Origin of the sequence: Luteibacter flocculans, from assembly GCF_023612255.1 — a bacterium.
In the GTDB taxonomy this organism is placed as follows: domain Bacteria; phylum Pseudomonadota; class Gammaproteobacteria; order Xanthomonadales; family Rhodanobacteraceae; genus Luteibacter; species Luteibacter flocculans.
This window is the reverse complement of sequence record NZ_CP063231.1, coordinates 1,198,621-1,213,742: the sequence shown is the minus strand read 5'-3', so window position 1 is coordinate 1,213,742 and position 15,122 is coordinate 1,198,621. Positions and strand designations below refer to the sequence as shown.

11 protein-coding genes and 1 pseudogene are annotated in these 15,122 nt (G+C 62.6%); 3 read left to right on the top strand and 9 right to left on the bottom strand.

Features of this window, described 5'->3' with window-relative positions; translation table 11 throughout:
• The 5 genes from IM816_RS05165 to IM816_RS05145 all read right to left on the bottom strand — a co-directional run bounded on the left by IM816_RS05165 (nucleotide 1) and on the right by IM816_RS05145 (nucleotide 5,123).
• The gene (locus tag IM816_RS05165) at nucleotides 1-1,713 is read right to left on the bottom strand and encodes a methyl-accepting chemotaxis protein (protein ID WP_250340037.1); all 1,713 of its coding nucleotides are present in this window, start codon (nucleotides 1,711-1,713) and stop codon (nucleotides 1-3) included.
• 70 nt (nucleotides 1,714-1,783) lie between these two features.
• Nucleotides 1,784-2,299 carry a chemotaxis protein CheW gene (locus IM816_RS05160; RefSeq protein ID WP_072323004.1) on the bottom strand — a complete coding sequence of 172 codons (516 nt, stop codon included), beginning with the start codon at nucleotides 2,297-2,299 and terminating at the stop codon, nucleotides 1,784-1,786.
• A gap of 118 nt (nucleotides 2,300-2,417) precedes the next feature.
• Nucleotides 2,418-4,394: a chemotaxis protein CheA gene (locus tag IM816_RS05155; RefSeq protein ID WP_250340036.1), complete on the bottom strand. Its 1,977-nt coding sequence runs from the start codon at nucleotides 4,392-4,394 to the stop codon at nucleotides 2,418-2,420.
• A gap of 38 nt (nucleotides 4,395-4,432) precedes the next feature.
• On the bottom strand, nucleotides 4,433-4,795 hold the full coding sequence (locus tag IM816_RS05150; RefSeq protein WP_072323002.1) for a response regulator: 363 nt from the start codon (nucleotides 4,793-4,795) through the stop codon (nucleotides 4,433-4,435).
• 10 nt (nucleotides 4,796-4,805) lie between these two features.
• Complete coding sequence (locus tag IM816_RS05145) at nucleotides 4,806-5,123, bottom strand: STAS domain-containing protein (protein ID WP_250340035.1); 318 nt, start codon at nucleotides 5,121-5,123, stop codon at nucleotides 4,806-4,808.
• A 236-nt stretch (nucleotides 5,124-5,359) separates the two neighbouring features.
• Between IM816_RS05145 and IM816_RS05140 the strand changes: the two genes are divergently transcribed.
• The 3 genes and pseudogenes from IM816_RS05140 (at nucleotide 5,360) to IM816_RS05130 (ending at nucleotide 8,360) form a co-directional block, all read left to right on the top strand.
• Entirely contained in the window at nucleotides 5,360-6,718 is a 1,359-nt protein-coding gene (locus IM816_RS05140; RefSeq protein WP_250340034.1) for a sensor histidine kinase, read from the top strand.
• 103 nt (nucleotides 6,719-6,821) lie between these two features.
• A complete protein-coding gene (locus IM816_RS05135; RefSeq protein ID WP_072322999.1) occupies nucleotides 6,822-7,496 on the top strand; it encodes a response regulator in 675 nt (224 codons plus the stop codon).
• A 102-nt stretch (nucleotides 7,497-7,598) separates the two neighbouring features.
• Nucleotides 7,599-8,360, top strand: a pseudogene (locus tag IM816_RS05130) (MipA/OmpV family protein).
• A 608-nt stretch (nucleotides 8,361-8,968) separates the two neighbouring features.
• On the opposite strand, the gene IM816_RS05125 reads toward IM816_RS05130, so the two are convergent.
• From IM816_RS05125 to IM816_RS18790, 4 genes are all read right to left on the bottom strand, one after another.
• A protein-coding gene (locus IM816_RS05125) for an IS3 family transposase (protein WP_250340033.1) occupies nucleotides 8,969-10,101 on the bottom strand; the annotation gives its coding sequence in 2 pieces (ribosomal slippage) (nucleotides 8,969-9,846 and nucleotides 9,846-10,101; 1,134 coding nt in all).
• A 109-nt stretch (nucleotides 10,102-10,210) separates the two neighbouring features.
• The gene (locus tag IM816_RS18825; protein ID WP_425602613.1) at nucleotides 10,211-10,456 is read right to left on the bottom strand and encodes an antitoxin Xre/MbcA/ParS toxin-binding domain-containing protein; all 246 of its coding nucleotides are present in this window, start codon (nucleotides 10,454-10,456) and stop codon (nucleotides 10,211-10,213) included.
• A gap of 77 nt (nucleotides 10,457-10,533) precedes the next feature.
• Entirely contained in the window at nucleotides 10,534-10,833 is a 300-nt protein-coding gene (locus IM816_RS05120) for a contact-dependent growth inhibition system immunity protein (RefSeq protein WP_250340032.1), read from the bottom strand.
• Nucleotides 10,830-14,525 (bottom strand): hemagglutinin repeat-containing protein, encoded by a 3,696-nt coding sequence (locus IM816_RS18790; RefSeq protein ID WP_250340031.1) that lies wholly within the window; start codon nucleotides 14,523-14,525, stop codon nucleotides 10,830-10,832. Before IM816_RS18790 ends, IM816_RS05120 begins: the two co-directional genes overlap by 4 nt.
• Nucleotides 14,526-15,122 lie beyond the last annotated feature (597 nt).

Genomic DNA, 15,122 nt, shown 5'->3' with positions numbered 1-15,122 from the left:
TCAGAACTCCTTCCAGGCGCCGGCGTCGGCCGGTTCCGCCTGGCGCGACGCACGAGGCGCCGGGGCGCTGCGCACGGCAGCGAAGACGGTTTCCATTTCTTCCTTGGCGGCATCCTTGCGCGCGGCCTTGGCAGCCGGCGCCTGGGACGCATGGCCCGAGATCTGGAAGAACGCGACCTGACGGCTCAGCTCGGTCGCCTGCTCGTGCATGGCGCGCGCCGCGGCGGCGGATTCTTCCACCAGCGCCGCGTTCTGCTGTGTCATCTCGTCCATCTGCAGCACGGCGTGGTTGACCTGATCGATACCGGCCGACTGTTCCGAACTGGCAGCAGCGATCTCGGCGACGATGTCGGTCACCTTCTTCACGCTCTCCACGATTTCGGCGAGCGCCTTGCCCGACTGGTCGACCAGCTCCGAGCCCGTCTTGACCTTGCTCGCGCTGTCGTTGATGAGACCCTTGATCTCCTTGGCCGCATTCGCCGAACGCTGCGCGAGGTTGCGCACCTCGGTCGCGACCACCGCAAAGCCGCGACCCTGCTCGCCCGCACGCGCCGCTTCCACCGCCGCGTTCAGCGCCAGCAGATTGGTCTGGAAGGCGATCTCGTCGATCAGGCTGACGATGTCGGAAATCTTCTTGCTGGAGGTGTTGATCTCGCGCATGGCGACGACCGTCTGCGCGACCACCGCGCCACCTTGCTCTGCCTGCTCGCGGGCACCGCGCGCCAGCTGGTTCGCGTGGCTGGCATTCTCGGCGTTCTGCTTCACCGTGGAGGTCATTTCCTCCATCGACGAGGCCGTTTCCTCGAGGCTCGACGCCTGTTCCTGCGTACGCTGCGACAGATCGTCGTTACCGCGGGAAATCTGCTGCGCGGCCGTGCTGACCGAGCCTGCGCCGTGGCGCACTTCGGACACGATGGCGCTGAGGCGCTCGTCCATCGCGCGGAACGCCCCCTGCAACTGGCCGAGTTCGTCGTTGCGCGTGACCTGGATGTCGTGACCGAGCTTGCCCTCGGCAATCAGGTGGGCGACGGCGACGGTCTGAGCCAGCGTGCGCAGAATCGAGCGAACGACCAGCACCGCGATCAGCAGCGACAGCGCGAGGCCGATCGACAACGCAGCGACGCAGATCGCGCGGACCATCTTGTACTGCGAGGACTCCGCGGCATAGATGCTGGATGCCTCGTCGCCCTTCATCTTGATCAACGCACCAAGATGAGACTGGCGGTCCATCAACAACGGACGAACCTGCAGTTCGAGCACGTCGGATGCGCCCTGGTCGCCCTCGTTCAGCGCATCGACCATGTCCGACTTGGCCTGATCATAGTCGCTATTGGTGGCCTGCCATTTGTCGTAGAGCTTCTTCACGTCGGCCGACATCGGCACCTTCACGAACTCGGCCTTGGCCTTGTTCGTCTCGTCCTGGAACTTCTGGAATTCGGCGACCTTCTGCTTCACCTGGTCGGGGCTGCCCACCTTGGCGGCAGCCTCGCCGAGCACCACGAACGACATCAGCGACATCTGATTGATGCGTGCGAGCATCTCCGCCGGGACGACTTCTTCCTCGTAGATACGGCGCATGCCTTCGTTCTGGAAGTGCAGCGCGCCCAGGCCGATGGCGGCGCCGCCAATGAGCATCAAGGAGAGCATGCCGACGACGCCGTACAGGCGGCCACGGACAGTCAAGGCGGGGATCTTGAACTTGAACTTCTTCATCACGATTCCAATCGGCAAGGGCGACAAGGGCAAGCCAGTGAGGGTTTGGCGGCTATCGGCGTTCGACAGCTCAGGCGACGGCCTTCACATCCGACGAGGCCAGGGCGGCTTCGAGCATCTGAGCGTCCTGCGGCTGCAGGAGGCGATCCACGTCGAGGAGCAGCACCATGCGCTCGCCCACGGAGGTCAGGCCCTTCAGATACTCGGTGTCGACCGTGGTACCCATGTCGGGCACCGGACGCACCGCGCCAGGCAGGACATCGACCACGTCGGACACCGCATCGACCACCACGCCGAACTGGCGGCCGGCGACCATGACGATGACGCAGACGGTGGTGACGGTGTATTCCTCGCGCGGCAGACCGAAGCGCAGGCGCAGGTCGAGGACGGGGACGATGGCGCCGCGGAGATTCAGCACGCCGAGCACGTAAGTCGGCGCCTGCGGGATGCGCGTGACCGCGGTCCAACCACGGATCTCGCGAACGGCAAGGATATCGATGCCGTATTCCTCGTTGCCGAGGTTGATGGTGAGGTACTGCGCAGCCTCTTCGGGCGTGGCGGTATTGGTGCTGGATGGCTGGTTCATGTCGTTCCCACGTCGGATCAGTGGCGGTCCGGGACCCCTTCTCAAGGGGTATCGGCCGTGGCCGTGGGGACTTGAGGGGGAATATGAAGCGCCTTGCGGCGCTTCCTTACATCGTTCGTCAGGCGGCCTTGCGACGCGCCTGCATGCGTACGAGGCCGGCCACGTCGACGATGAGCGCCACGGAGCCGTCGGCGAGAATCGTCGCCCCGGACACGCCCGCCACACGTCGATAGTTGGCCTCCAGGGACTTCACCACCGCCTGCTGCTGGCCGATCAACTCGTCCACGAACAGGCCGATGCGCGTGCCCTCACCCTCCACCACGATGACGATGCCCTCGTCCACCGGAGGACGCTTGCCCTCGCAGCCGAACACGTCGAACAGGCGGACGATCGGCAACCACTGGTCACGGAAGCGGAACAGTTCGCCGCCGCCGACCACGCTGCGCACGCTGTCGGGCTGCACCTGCACCGATTCCACGATGGAAACCAGCGGCACGATGTAGGTTTCTTCCGCCACCGCCGCCGTAAGGCCGTCGATGATGGCGAGAGTGAGTGGCAGCGTGATGGTGAAGGTGGTGCCGCTGCCATGCGTGCTGCGGATGGCGACGGTGCCGCCCAGATCCATCACGTTCCGCCGGACCACGTCCATGCCCACACCACGCCCCGAAAGATCGGTGGTGGCGGCGGCCGTGGAGAAGCCGGCCTCGAAGATCAGTTCCGCCACAGCGTCGTCGGACATACCGTCGCCCGAGGCGATGATGCCGCGCTGCACGGCCTTGGCGACGATGGCCTCGCGATTCAGGCCAGCGCCGTCGTCCGCCACTTCAACCACGATGGCACCGCCACGATGGAAGGCTTCCATGCGCAGCGTGCCGGTGTCGCCCTTGCCGGCGGCAAGGCGCTTGGCCGGTACTTCCAGGCCATGATCGATGGCGTTGCGGACGAGATGGACCAGCGGATCGCCGATCTTCTCGAGCACGGTCTTGTCGAGTTCGGTGGTCTCGCCGCGCAGGTCGAGCACCACTTTCTTGTCGAGCTTCTGCGCCAGGTCGCGCACGAGGCGCGGGAAGCGGTTGAACACCGTGCTGATGGGCAGCATGCGGATGCTCATCACGCTTTCCTGCAGCTCGCGCGTGTGGCGACCGAGCTGGGCCAGACCATCGCGCAGCATTTCCAGCTGCGACTCGTCCACGCCGTCCTGGAACTGGCTGAGCATGGACTGGGTAATGACCAGCTCGCCCACGAGGTTGATCAGCGTGTCGATCTTTTCGATGCCGACGCGGACCGAACTGGCCTCGCTGTTGGCAGCCGGATCGCGCACGGCACGCGGCGCGGCCGGTGCCGCGGGCGCGGCGACAGGGGCCGATGCGGGTGCCGGGGCAGCGATACGAGGAGCGAGATTCAGCTCGCAATCGCCGTCCACCCAGTCGAACACGCCTTCGACGGCGGCGCGCTTGGCGCCGGCGTCCAGATGAAGCGACCAGCCGAGGTAGGACGACGAGGCGTCCATGTCGGCCAGCGAGGGAAGCTTGCTGGGGTCGCATTCGACACGCAGCGGGCCGAGGGCACCAAGCTCGCGGAACATGCGCGCCGGATCGTTGCCCGTCTTGAGCAAGTAATCGAACGGACGGAACGTGATGTCCCAGCCCTCGACGGTTTCTGCGGGAGCGGCCGCCTTCGCGGCGGCGACCGGCGCGGCAGAGCCGCCGGACACCATCGCCGACAGTTCGGCGAGCAAGGCCTGGCTCTCTGCCGTGGCGGCCGGCTGGCCTGCCATGGACAGGGACAGCATGTCGCGCACGGTGTCGCCCGAGCGGAGCAGCAGTTCCACCACGGCCTTTTCCATCGGACGGCGGCCGCTGCGGACCTCGTCCATCAGGTTCTCGGCCACGTGGGTGAACGCGGCAACGTCGGTGAAACCGAACGTGGCCGCGCCGCCCTTGATCGAATGGGCAGCGCGGAACACGACGTTGATCAGTTCCGGATCGTCGGAGCCCTCGTCCAGCGCGAGGAGGGCCTGCTCCATGGCGTCGAGACCGTCGAGGCTCTCTTCATGGAACGCCTTGTGGAATTGCGCCAGATCGACTTTGGACATGGTGGACCCTGGATTACCGGAACGTCTTGCGAAGGGAATTAACCGAGCACGCGGGCGACGGTGGCCAGCAGCTGGTCGGGATCGAACGGCTTCACCAGCCAGCCGGTCGCACCGGCCGCCTTGCCTTCCATCTTCTTCTCGGGGTTCGACTCGGTCGTCAGCATGAGGATCGGCACGCCGCTGTAACCCGGACGCGTGCGAATCTCGCGAACCATCGAGATACCGTCCATCACCGGCATGTTCACGTCGGCGAGGATCAGGTCGAACTTGTGGTTACCGGCGGTATCGAGCGCGGCCTGGCCGTTCTCGGCCTCTTCCACGTCGTGGCCCGCGCCACGCAAGGTGAAGGCGACCATGCTGCGCATGGAAGCCGAATCGTCTACCGCAAGAATCTTTGCCATGGGAGCACCTTCAGTTCACGCCGGCTTCGGCCGGCAGTTCGATCAAAGCATGAAGACCCAGCACGGACACGCCGCGCCGGAGGGGATCGCTGACACCGGTCCAGGCGACCGGCAGACCGGCGGCACGGGCATCGCGCGAAAACGCCGCGAGCACCTGCAACCCGGCCGTATCGATCTGGGTCACCGCCTTGCCGTCCAGCTGAATGGCCTCGCCCGCGGCCAGCGCACCCAGCAGGGCTTCGCGCAGCGCGGGCGCAGCGCCGATGCGCAGGTCGGCATCCAGCGCCAGCGGGGCGCGAGGGGCGTCTTTGGAGGATTTCTTCGCCATCGTCCGTACCGTTGGGACCCTTGGCGCACATCGCCTTGGGGTCGTTCGATGGGCTTATCGGCCCTGTCGGGGAAAGCTTTAGGGGAGGTGGCGCTCCACCGAGGGAAGGCGACGGCGATACGAGCTGTGCCACCATGCGAGCCGGTCAGCCTCCCTACCCGCTTCGTGCAGCGACGTCGCTCTGGTCACGCTTCGGTTCAGCGTACCGCGCCGTCCGCAGCCCTCCGAGACCTCCGGTGAAACGTAAATCGCTCCTGTGGCAGTTGTTCGTGTCGCTTTCCGTGGTGCAGACCGTGGTGCTGTTCTTCGCCTTCGGCGGCCTGCTCTATCTGCTGCTGGACGGCCGCAATACCTATATTTCGGACGGCGTGATCAAGACGGCCGCGCAGGCAGTCCGCACCAGCCCGGCAGGCCTTTCGATCGAGCACACGGAACGGCTGGAAGACTTGCGCCGCCAATATCCGTCGTTCTGGCTCATGGTGGCGGACGCCGATGGGCACTCCGCGCGTTATGGCAACCCGCCCTCCTATTACACGGAGCTGTCGCAGCAGCTCGCCTGGATCGGGCCCTCCGAGATCCACGCCTATGAAGAGCGCGCGCCCTACGGCGTACGCATCGACGTGAAAAAGGTCGATGGCCGGCGCATCCACATCATGACCGGCGGCGCGTCTCGCGACGACCTCGGACGCTGGGTGGCCGTGGTCAGTGGTGTCGTCAGCCCCATCGTGTCGGTGCCGCTGATCCTCTCGACGCTCGTGATTGCGCCCCTGCTGATCTGGCGCAGCATGGCGGGGGTGCGCAAGCTCGCACAGTCGGCGGCGGCCATCGACCTGTCGCACCGGGCCGTGCAACTGGAATTGGACACGGTGCCACGCGAGATCCACCCCCTGGTGGCGGCGTTCAACGAAGCGATCGATCGCCTTCGCACGACCTACGTGGCCCGCGACCAGTTCCTGCGCGACGCCGCGCACGAACTGCGTCTGCCCATCGCCGTGCTGATGGCGCGCATCGACACCATGCCCAAGGGGCCCGACAAGGCCCTGCTGCGGGCTGACGTCAGCAGGCTCGCCACGCTCGCGGAACAGTTGCTCGATCTTCAACGCATCCAGGCGCAAGGCGTCCAACGGACGCCGGTAAACCTGTGTGAAGTGGCGAGAGACGTGGCGTCTGACGTGGCGCCATTGGCGTCCGCGCAGGGTTACTGCCTGGAAGTAGATGCGCCGGACGATCCCGTGTGGGTATCCGCGGAACCCCTCTCGCTCGGCCGCGTGGTGACCAATCTTGTGCAGAACGCGGTGGTCCATGGCGGCGGTGCAGGCACCATCAGCCTGCGCGTGGTCGCGCCAAACACGTTGCGGGTCTGCGATCAGGGGCCCGGCGTGGCCGAACAGGACCGCGAGCGCATCTTCGAGCCGTTCTACCGCGCGCAGACGGGCGACCCGGGGCACGGCCTCGGTCTCCATCTCGCCTTGGAACTGGTGCGCAGGCAAAACGGGCACATCACGGTGGAGAACCTGGCGGAAGGCGGTGCGTGCTTCGCCGTCACGTTCGAAGCGCTGTCGCAGCCCCAGCTCCCCGCTCCCGAGCCAGCCTGACGTCTACCCTGCCCGGCCCCACCGGCAACATTGCCGGAACGTTGCCGGTGACTCCGGATCGATCGGCTAGCATGCTGCCCTTTGCAGGACGGAGCCGACACACGTGCGCCTATTGCTGGTCGAAGACGACGAACCACTGGCGCTGTTGATGCGGAGCGCACTGCAGCGCCATGGTCTCCTGGTAGACATCGCCGGATCGCTGTCTGTCGCCGCGGCGGCCTTGCGCTCCGGTGTTCACGACCTGCTGGTACTGGACCGCTCGCTACCCGACGGCGATGGCGTGGATCTGATCGCACAGGCACGCAGGATGCTGCCGGGCTTACCCATCATCGTGCTGACGGCGCGGGGCGAACTGCCCGAGCGTATCGAGGGCCTGGACGAAGGGGCCGACGATTACCTGGTGAAACCCGTCGCCACGGACGAGTTGCTCGCGCGCATCCGTGCCGTGGCACGCCGCCCCGCCACCATCGCGCTGCCCCAGGCGGCGATGGGCGCGCTGACGTACGACTTCGGCGCCCGGGAGGCCGCCGTCGGCGGGCGCATGCTGCGGCTGCCGCGTCGCCAGTTGCTCATCCTGGAAACCCTGATCTATCGGCAAGGGCGCACGGTGCGTCGCGAAGCCCTGCGCGAAGCCGTCTACGGATTCGACGATGCCATCCAATCGAATGCGCTGGACGCGCACATTTCCAAGCTGCGCCGCGCGCTGGATGAAGCCGGTGCCGGCGTGGAGATCAGTGTCATCCGCGGCGTGGGTTATCTGCTGAAGGAGCTCGATTAACGGAACAAGCTCACAGATCGCCGCACTGGATGCACGCGGCGCAATGTTCAGACAACTTCGCTGGCGCAGCATGACGGGACCGGATCTTGAACGGATGTCCCGATGGCAAAGATGACCTTCCCCTGCCTCGCTCTGGCAGGCGCCTTGCTGATACCCAGTGTGCCGATGGCAGCCCCATCGACATCTCAATTCAGCCTCGGCGTCGGGTTCGCATGGAGCCCCAGCCCTTATCGCTCGTACGACAACAAGGCATGGCCACTGCCCGTGGCGAACTACGAAGGCGAGCGTTTCTTCATCCGTGGCGTCGGCGTGGGCATGCGTCTGTGGCGCGATGAAGGTAACGAACTGTCGCTGGTCGTTTCGCCGATCGGCAACCGATTCCGCCACGACGACACCGACGACACCCGCCTACGCCGCCTGTCCGACCGCGATATCTCAGGGCAATTGGGCGTGCAATGGCGATCGAGAGGCACGTAGGGCGTGGTGCAGTTCGCGGCGCAGAAGGAAGTGACCGGACACGGCGGCGGTCATGTCTTCGATGCAAACTACGGCTACCCGTTGCCGTTCGGGGGCGGGCTGGTACTGATACCGATGGTCGGCGCCACGTATACCAGCGACGCGCTCAACGATTACTACTACGGCATTACCGACAAAGAGGCGCTCAAAAGCGGCCTGCCAGCCTACCGGGCGGGCTCCGGCACCGCGCCGTACGCGGGCGTGACGGCGAACGCGAAGCTCGGCACGCGATGGAACCTGCTCACCACGCTACGCCTCAGCCGCCTTCCCGACGCCGTGAAAGACAGCCCCATGGTGACGGGCAGCAGCACCCGCAGCTACCTCGTCGCGCTCTCGTACCGCTTCTGAGCATGAGCACCGTCACCCGCCGCATCTTCGCCCTGGCGAGCCTCATCGAGCCCGATCCCTCGGCGACATGGCAGTGGTTCATGAGCACACCGCTACCCGGTACAGGCGAGCAAACCGCTTGCGACTTGCTGTTTGCGGGCAGAGGCGATCGCGTTATCCGCTTTCTTCGTCGTGCTCTTGCGGAGCAATTTGCGGGGAGCCGTGTCGTGCCGTTTCCTAGTACGTGGCGGCAGATGGGTCGTGATGCAGGTTGTGCGTATCGTTCTGCATACTAGTTGCACTCGCCGCTCACCCGCCACGTGGTGATGACGTGTCGATGTAGCAAACAAAATTTCAATGCTTCTGCCGTGGCCTAGCCCCCCCACCGCCGTCAGAAGTATTGCTACGATTCCGATAAAAATGCTGTTCTTAAACGCGGTAAGTCAGATGGCTTCAAAATTGAAAGCAATTCCCGCAATGAGGCAGCGGACGAATACGACGGCTACGATAAGCATAAAAAAAAACAATCGCAAAGAAGCCGCCCACCATTAGAATACGTACCGGTCTACTTAGTTTCATTTTTTTGAGCCTTTAGAGTTCTGACCTGCCCCCAACTGCCCTACCGATGATTACTGCGAAAGTCCGGGGTTGAAGGTTACTGCGTTGTTGTCCTGTTGTGCGCGATGGTGGGCAGCGAATTGCGACGGTGCGATGCGACCACAGCTGCTATGGGGTCGAACCTCGTTGTAGTCACGACGCCAGCTTCCGATAACGTCACGCGCTTGGGTCAGTGAGGTGAACCAGTACTCGTTGAGGCATTCGTCGCGGAACTTGCCGTTGAAACTTTCGATGTAACCGTTCTGCGTGGGGCAGCCCGGCTCGATCAGGATGTGCTCGACACCGTGCTGCCGCGTCCAGGCGATGAAGGCGCGGCTGGTGACCTCGGGCCCATTGTCGGTGCGGACGGCGCGTGGATAGCCACGGAAGCAGGCGGCCTGATCGCGAAGCCGCACGACGTACGCACCGCTGATACCGTGATCCACTGCGATATCCACTCTCTCGCGCGTGAAGTCATCGACCATGGTCAAGCATTTGATCCGACGCCCGTTGGCCAGCGCATCGAAAACAAAGTCCATGCTCCAGGTATCGTTCGGTCGGGACGACGCCCGCAGCTTTTGACGCTCGCCGACCGAGCGCTTCGCCTTGCGCGGGCGACGCACGGCCAGTTTGGCCTCCCGATACAGGCGATAGACTTTCTTGTAGTTCACCACCGGGAATTCCGGCTTCAACAGGTCATGCAGGCGGCGGTAACCGAAGCGGTGGCGTACCTGCGCCAACTCGACCAGCCGCAGCGACAGCGCCTGCGTGGCAGGCGTGGGTACCGGTTCATGACGGAACGCATCGCGGGATACCCCCGCAAGGCGGCAAGCCCGGCGCTCACTGATCACTGTCAGTTCGCACATGCGCCGGATTGCCTCACGCTTGCGTTGCGGGGCTAGCGTTTTATCCCGAATCCGACCTTCAGCGCCTCGATGTCCAGATGCGCCTCCGCCAACAAGCGTTTGAGCCGACTGTTCTCGGACTCCAAGTCCTTCAGCAGCTTGGCGTCTTTGGCCTCCATGCCACCGAACTTGGCCCGCCAGGCGTAGAAGCTCGCGGGGCTGAAGCCATGTTGCCGGGCTAGCTCCGCAACCGCCATCCCTGCGTCGGCTTGCTTGATGAAGCCAATGATCTGCGCGGTGGTGAAACGACTTTTCTTCATATCCGTCCTCGTGGTTGACGGACTTTACAGCGTCATGTGGTACGGCTCAGTGGGAGCAGGTCAGTGGCCATAGCTCATCAACTTCTCCGTGCGTGACATCGGTAGCGGATCATCGCGCTACCGATGTCACGTGCTCGTCGAGGGCCGGCAGATCAACCGACGTAACCGGATTCGATCGAGGCAAGGTAACCCAACAAGTCATCGGTGCACCTGCGGCGACAAGCTCTAGTGCAGTCTTGCCGCCAAACGTGGCAATCGGCTCCTGCAGCCAGACAACCGCTTTACCGCGATCACCCGATATCGCCTCGGCGGCCTGCAGGACCCGTCTAACGCGTAGATCATCAACGACCGCCACACCGCCACTGGTCGATAAGCAATGACCATCATAAAGAGAAATGCCCGCTCAGGTCGGGCGCTTCTCGATAGAAGCAATCATGCCTTAGAAAACACATCGCGGACATGTCGCAGCCATCGCTCATAGCTCAATCCCTGCGAGCTTGGATCAAAATAGCATCCAACCTTATCAACAAGAATTTCCCTCAAAGCACTTTCAGAAGGCGGCCTAGCCAAGATTTCATCAATCTCGCTTACCGCCATGGAAATTTGCTCCTTTGGCTCAGCTTCAACGATCGCCCGCAAGGCGGCCTCGTCACTCTCAAACTCGTCGGGCCAATCTTGATGAAAATAGCAGCCTAACAATTGTCCTAGTGCGTCGAGTTTTTCGTAGGTCATGGTTTTGTCGGAAACCCAGTAAGGATTTTGTACCCGGTTGGCATGGATGCATCTCTCACCAAAATCATACGAACGGAATTGACGTCGAGCGCGCTCGTTGCACCGCGAGAGACGGAAATGCCGACGGGATCAGACAAGGAATAGTCAAGACGCAAGCGACCTGAAGATCCATTATTCAACCAATTTGTCACTGCCTTCTGGTTCGCGTCAATGGTTTGCGAAACGGCATTTTCTGCCGCAGCCCGATTATAGAAGGACGAAGAGCCGCTGATGTTTGGTTCTGCAGCCAACCGATCCACAAGGTCCTGCTCCGACTGCCCAACGTGTTTCTTCAAGAGATGTCCACCGGCATCTTCGTGAGCTTGCAGTCCACCACCGTCAACTATGGGGCTAAATGGCACTTCTGTGTTTGGAACGGTGTTTGACGGTCTAGCACTTGAACCGGCATTTCCTTCGTTTCCAACGAGCGCCCAGGTGGCATCACCTGCGACCCGACCAAGCCACACCCCCTGTGCTGCACTCGCGGACATTCCATCCGTAAATTGCGGTGCCGCACCCCCTGATTGCGCGGGAATAAATGGGTTGTCGCGATTTTGCCCCTCGTCGTTACCGATAAACGGGAGAATTCTGTTCCCGTAGGCGGCGCCGGCCCCGGACAGGAACCTGCCTAGCTCACCCTCCTGAGGGGTGTTGGCGTAGTACGATGCAGCAAGGCCACCGAAGAATCCTATATCTCCAAAGTATTGAGATTGCTCCAACTGCCGATCACGTACTTGATCGCCCTGCAAGCCGAGCGGCACGACGGGGCTGTCGTAATACGATTCCAGCGCGCCGAGACCCTGGTAGCAAGCCGTTGATGCTCCGGCATTGCAAACAATGGCCAAGGCCACGTCATTCAACTGAGATTGCTGTTTAGCCGAACTGATCGCATCCGAGCGACATTGTTCTGTCGCACAGCTCCCCAGCGCTTGGTTTAGATCATCAATCTGCTTATGTGTGAGATGGTTGTACTTGGTCGCATCCAGAGCTGCCACCGCGCCAGAACCTCCACCCACAACTGCACCAACCGCAGCGCTCCCTGCCTGCATAAGGGCGCTGTATTCGGGATCCTTGGCCTCATAACCGTGACTTAGAAGGTAGTCAGACATCGTGGTCATGACGACCTGGTTGGCTACCGCACCCGTGACTGCCTTGCCAACGTCCCCGCCACCCAAAGATGCCACAGCGGCGGCCACCGCGCCGTGAAGCGCAGCGCGTTGCGGGCTTCCTTCGGCCCATTTCATCTTGTTGGCGATATCACCAGCAGCACGAAAGCCTACGTGCGCCGCGACCTCGGAAAGCTCTTGCCTGTCGGCAATCATCTCGGGGTCGAAGGAATTCTTCAGCGAGGCGTTGTCAAGAGTTGGATTTCGGTCGAGTCCAGTCAGATCCTTGGCTGGATCGTTGCGTATTGTGATCGTCCCATTAGCCACCCCTGATCGGGTTTCGCTGCTGCTGTTTCCACGCTGTGGCATTGCCATGGAAATCGCCGCACCGATCGCGCCCACGACATTGCTCGATACAGTGCTGCCCCCGCTAATGCTCACCTGGCTGGCGTTGTACTTCGACTCGTTGTGCAGATCCTCCCAGACCAGATCGCCCGTGATGAGCACGTTCTTGGAGGCATCGGTCGAGCTGGCGATCTGCCCACCCACCAGATGAGTCGTGCCGCCAACGTCGATCTGGAAGCCGCCGTCGCCGGCCTTGATGCCGCTGACTTCGTTGACGCTGGTGTAGTGGCTGTCGACCTTGCTTGCGGCGTAGTACGCACTACCGCTGACAAATCCACTCTGGGTAATACCGACCATGAGCTTGTCGCCAGCCTGCATGGTCTTGCTGGCGTAGTCGTCGGTGTCCTGCTCGCTGCGGATGGTCAGGTTGTTGCCGATGTCGGCGACAACCTGATTGCCCTTCAGCTGGGCGCCTTCGATGGTCGTGTCGTTACCACTGACGATGGTCAGCTTGTCGTCGGCGTTGATCGTGGTTTCGGCATGAGTGCTGCCGTTGCCGTGGGCCTTGCCACTGCCGACGCTAGCCGATGCATAGATGCCGAAACCATCGGAGCCGAAGCTGACGCCAATACTCCCCGCGGAATTCTTCGAGTCGTTCTTTAGGCTGTGTTCCTCGGACTGGCTGAGCAGGTTGATGTCGTGCGTCGCAGCTAGGGCAACGTTCTTGCCGGTCACCTCGCCGCCGATGATGGTCAGGTCGCCACCGGTTGCGCCAATGGTGACGTTCCCGCCACTGGTGATATGACCGCCGAAGGAGGTGCTGTCGTGTGTCGTTGTCTTGCTGCTTGCGCTGCTTCCACCAATCCCGACCTGAATGTTGATGCCCGTCGCGCCCGCCGCACTCTGGGCATCGGTCACGCCACTGATACCCTGAATCGCCTGAACACCATCCTTGATTTCGTATGCTGCCTTGGCGGCATACAGCGCTTTCAAACGGTCGTCGTCGGTGTCGTTTGCGCGGGTGGCTGAGTTACGAACGTCCATCGCCAGGTCGTATAGACCACCGCCCAATCCTCCGGTGATGCCCCCCTCGCTATGCTTCTGCGACTGCGTCGTATCCAGCGTGTCCAGCCCAGCGTCGATCGTGACGTTCTTGCCGACGATCGTCGTGCCGGTCTTGCTGATGACGTCCGTGCCCGTCAGGTGGAGGTCACCACCCGCCGTCAACGTCACCTGTCCATCGGTGGAACCGACGACGCTTCCCGTGTGGGTCACCTGGTGCGAGCTATCCGAGCGGCTGTCCTTCGCCTGCCCGTAAAGCTCGTTCATCCCGCTCTTGGAGTAGCCCGTCTTGGTGACCGTCTTGCTATGGCTGTCGTCGTAGATGTCGACGGCCGTGGTGAGGGTCAGGTTGTTACCCGCTGCCACCACTACATCGTGTGTACCGGCGATCTTCGCGCCTTCGCCGAGCACGTCGTGGCCTGCAGCGACAGAGATCGAATCGCCACTGAGCAGGGTGCCATTGGCGACATGCTGTGCGGTGTCGTCGTTCGTCACCGTCTTCTTGCCTGCCTGGACGATGCCGCCGCCGCGGTTGAGCGTGAAGCCAGACTTCTTGACGGTCTTGTCGTGGGTCTCGTTATAGGTGTCCGTCGTCGCTAGCAGGTTCACGTCGTGGCCTGCCGCCACGGCGATGCCGCCGGTTGCCTGGACCGTCGCACCCATGGCAGTGAGGTCGTTTCCGGCCACCATGTGGATGTTGTCGCCACTGAGCGACGTGCCGACGGCCAACGTCTGCTCGCTGGTGTCGTGGGTCGTGGTCGTCTTGCTGCTGAAGAGGCCGCTTTTCTTTTTCTTGGTGTCCGTGACGACGGTATGCGTTTCGTCCTCAGCGCCAAGCGTGAGGTCGTGTCCCGCGGCCAAGGTGATGTCGCCGGTCTTGGTGGCGACGGTCGTCGCATCCAGGGTGGCGTCGTGACCGGCGGCGATCTGCACCCCCGTACCGGCGTCGATCGTCACGCCGCGAACGGTCTCATCCGTCGTCGTCTCCGTAACGCGCTTCTTCCCCTCCTTCCAGCTCGCCGTCTTCGTCGTGCTGTCGGTTACCGTGGTGAGGTCGAGATCGTTGCCGGCCTGGAGCGCCGCCGTGCCGCCTGCCTTGATCTGCGTGCCTTCGAGCAGCGCGTTGTTTCCGGCGGCCACCGCGAGATTGCCTCCGCCGGCACTGCGTCAACTCAAAGAAGCCGCGATCGGCTTAATCACCTACCCGGCTGCTTCCTCAACCATAGCCCGTCAAGACGGGCGATCTGCCAATTCTTCGATCAGTCTGTCCAGCAAAACAGCGAGGTCTTCGGCGGTTTCAACCACGATGTGAGTCATAACTAGAATCCTTCAGCATTTGCCCCGGATGCAGACCACACGATCTTGAGATGCGGTATCTGCGGTCCAAGACCGTGAGTCGATGGCTCTTCACCGCGCAGCGCGATTCGAATCAATCTATGCTCAAATTCTGAAATCGAATCAGTCATTTGCCTCTGTACGACTCAGCAAAGATGATCCGGCCAAATGCCGGACCCGATTCGACCGAAGTCATGAGGCAAGACCCGACTTCAGAAAGTGCAGCCCACTCTCATCTCGTATCGCGTAGATGGAGGAATACTCGAACGATAGGACGAATCGCTGGCTGAAACGTCCGGCGAGTGACCTTATGAATCGTTCAAGTTCATACCAGCAAGCGTCATAGTTCTGCGGATGCATAACAGCAACGCAACGTGCGCCAACCCGCCAACTAAGCGCCGG

Bases quoted from the DNA above. Each gene is read 5' to 3' on its own strand.
- IM816_RS05165 (WP_250340037.1), bottom strand. From the start codon at position 1,713: ATGAAGAAGTTCAAGTTCAAGATCCCCGCCTTGACTGTCCGTGGCCGC.
- IM816_RS05160 (WP_072323004.1), bottom strand. From the start codon at position 2,299: ATGAACCAGCCATCCAGCACCAATACCGCCACGCCCGAAGAGGCTGCG.
- IM816_RS05155 (WP_250340036.1), bottom strand. From the start codon at position 4,394: ATGTCCAAAGTCGATCTGGCGCAATTCCACAAGGCGTTCCATGAAGAG.
- IM816_RS05150 (WP_072323002.1), bottom strand. From the start codon at position 4,795: ATGGCAAAGATTCTTGCGGTAGACGATTCGGCTTCCATGCGCAGCATG.
- IM816_RS05145 (WP_250340035.1), bottom strand. From the start codon at position 5,123: ATGGCGAAGAAATCCTCCAAAGACGCCCCTCGCGCCCCGCTGGCGCTG.
- IM816_RS05120 (WP_250340032.1), bottom strand. From the start codon at position 10,833: ATGACCTACGAAAAACTCGACGCACTAGGACAATTGTTAGGCTGCTAT.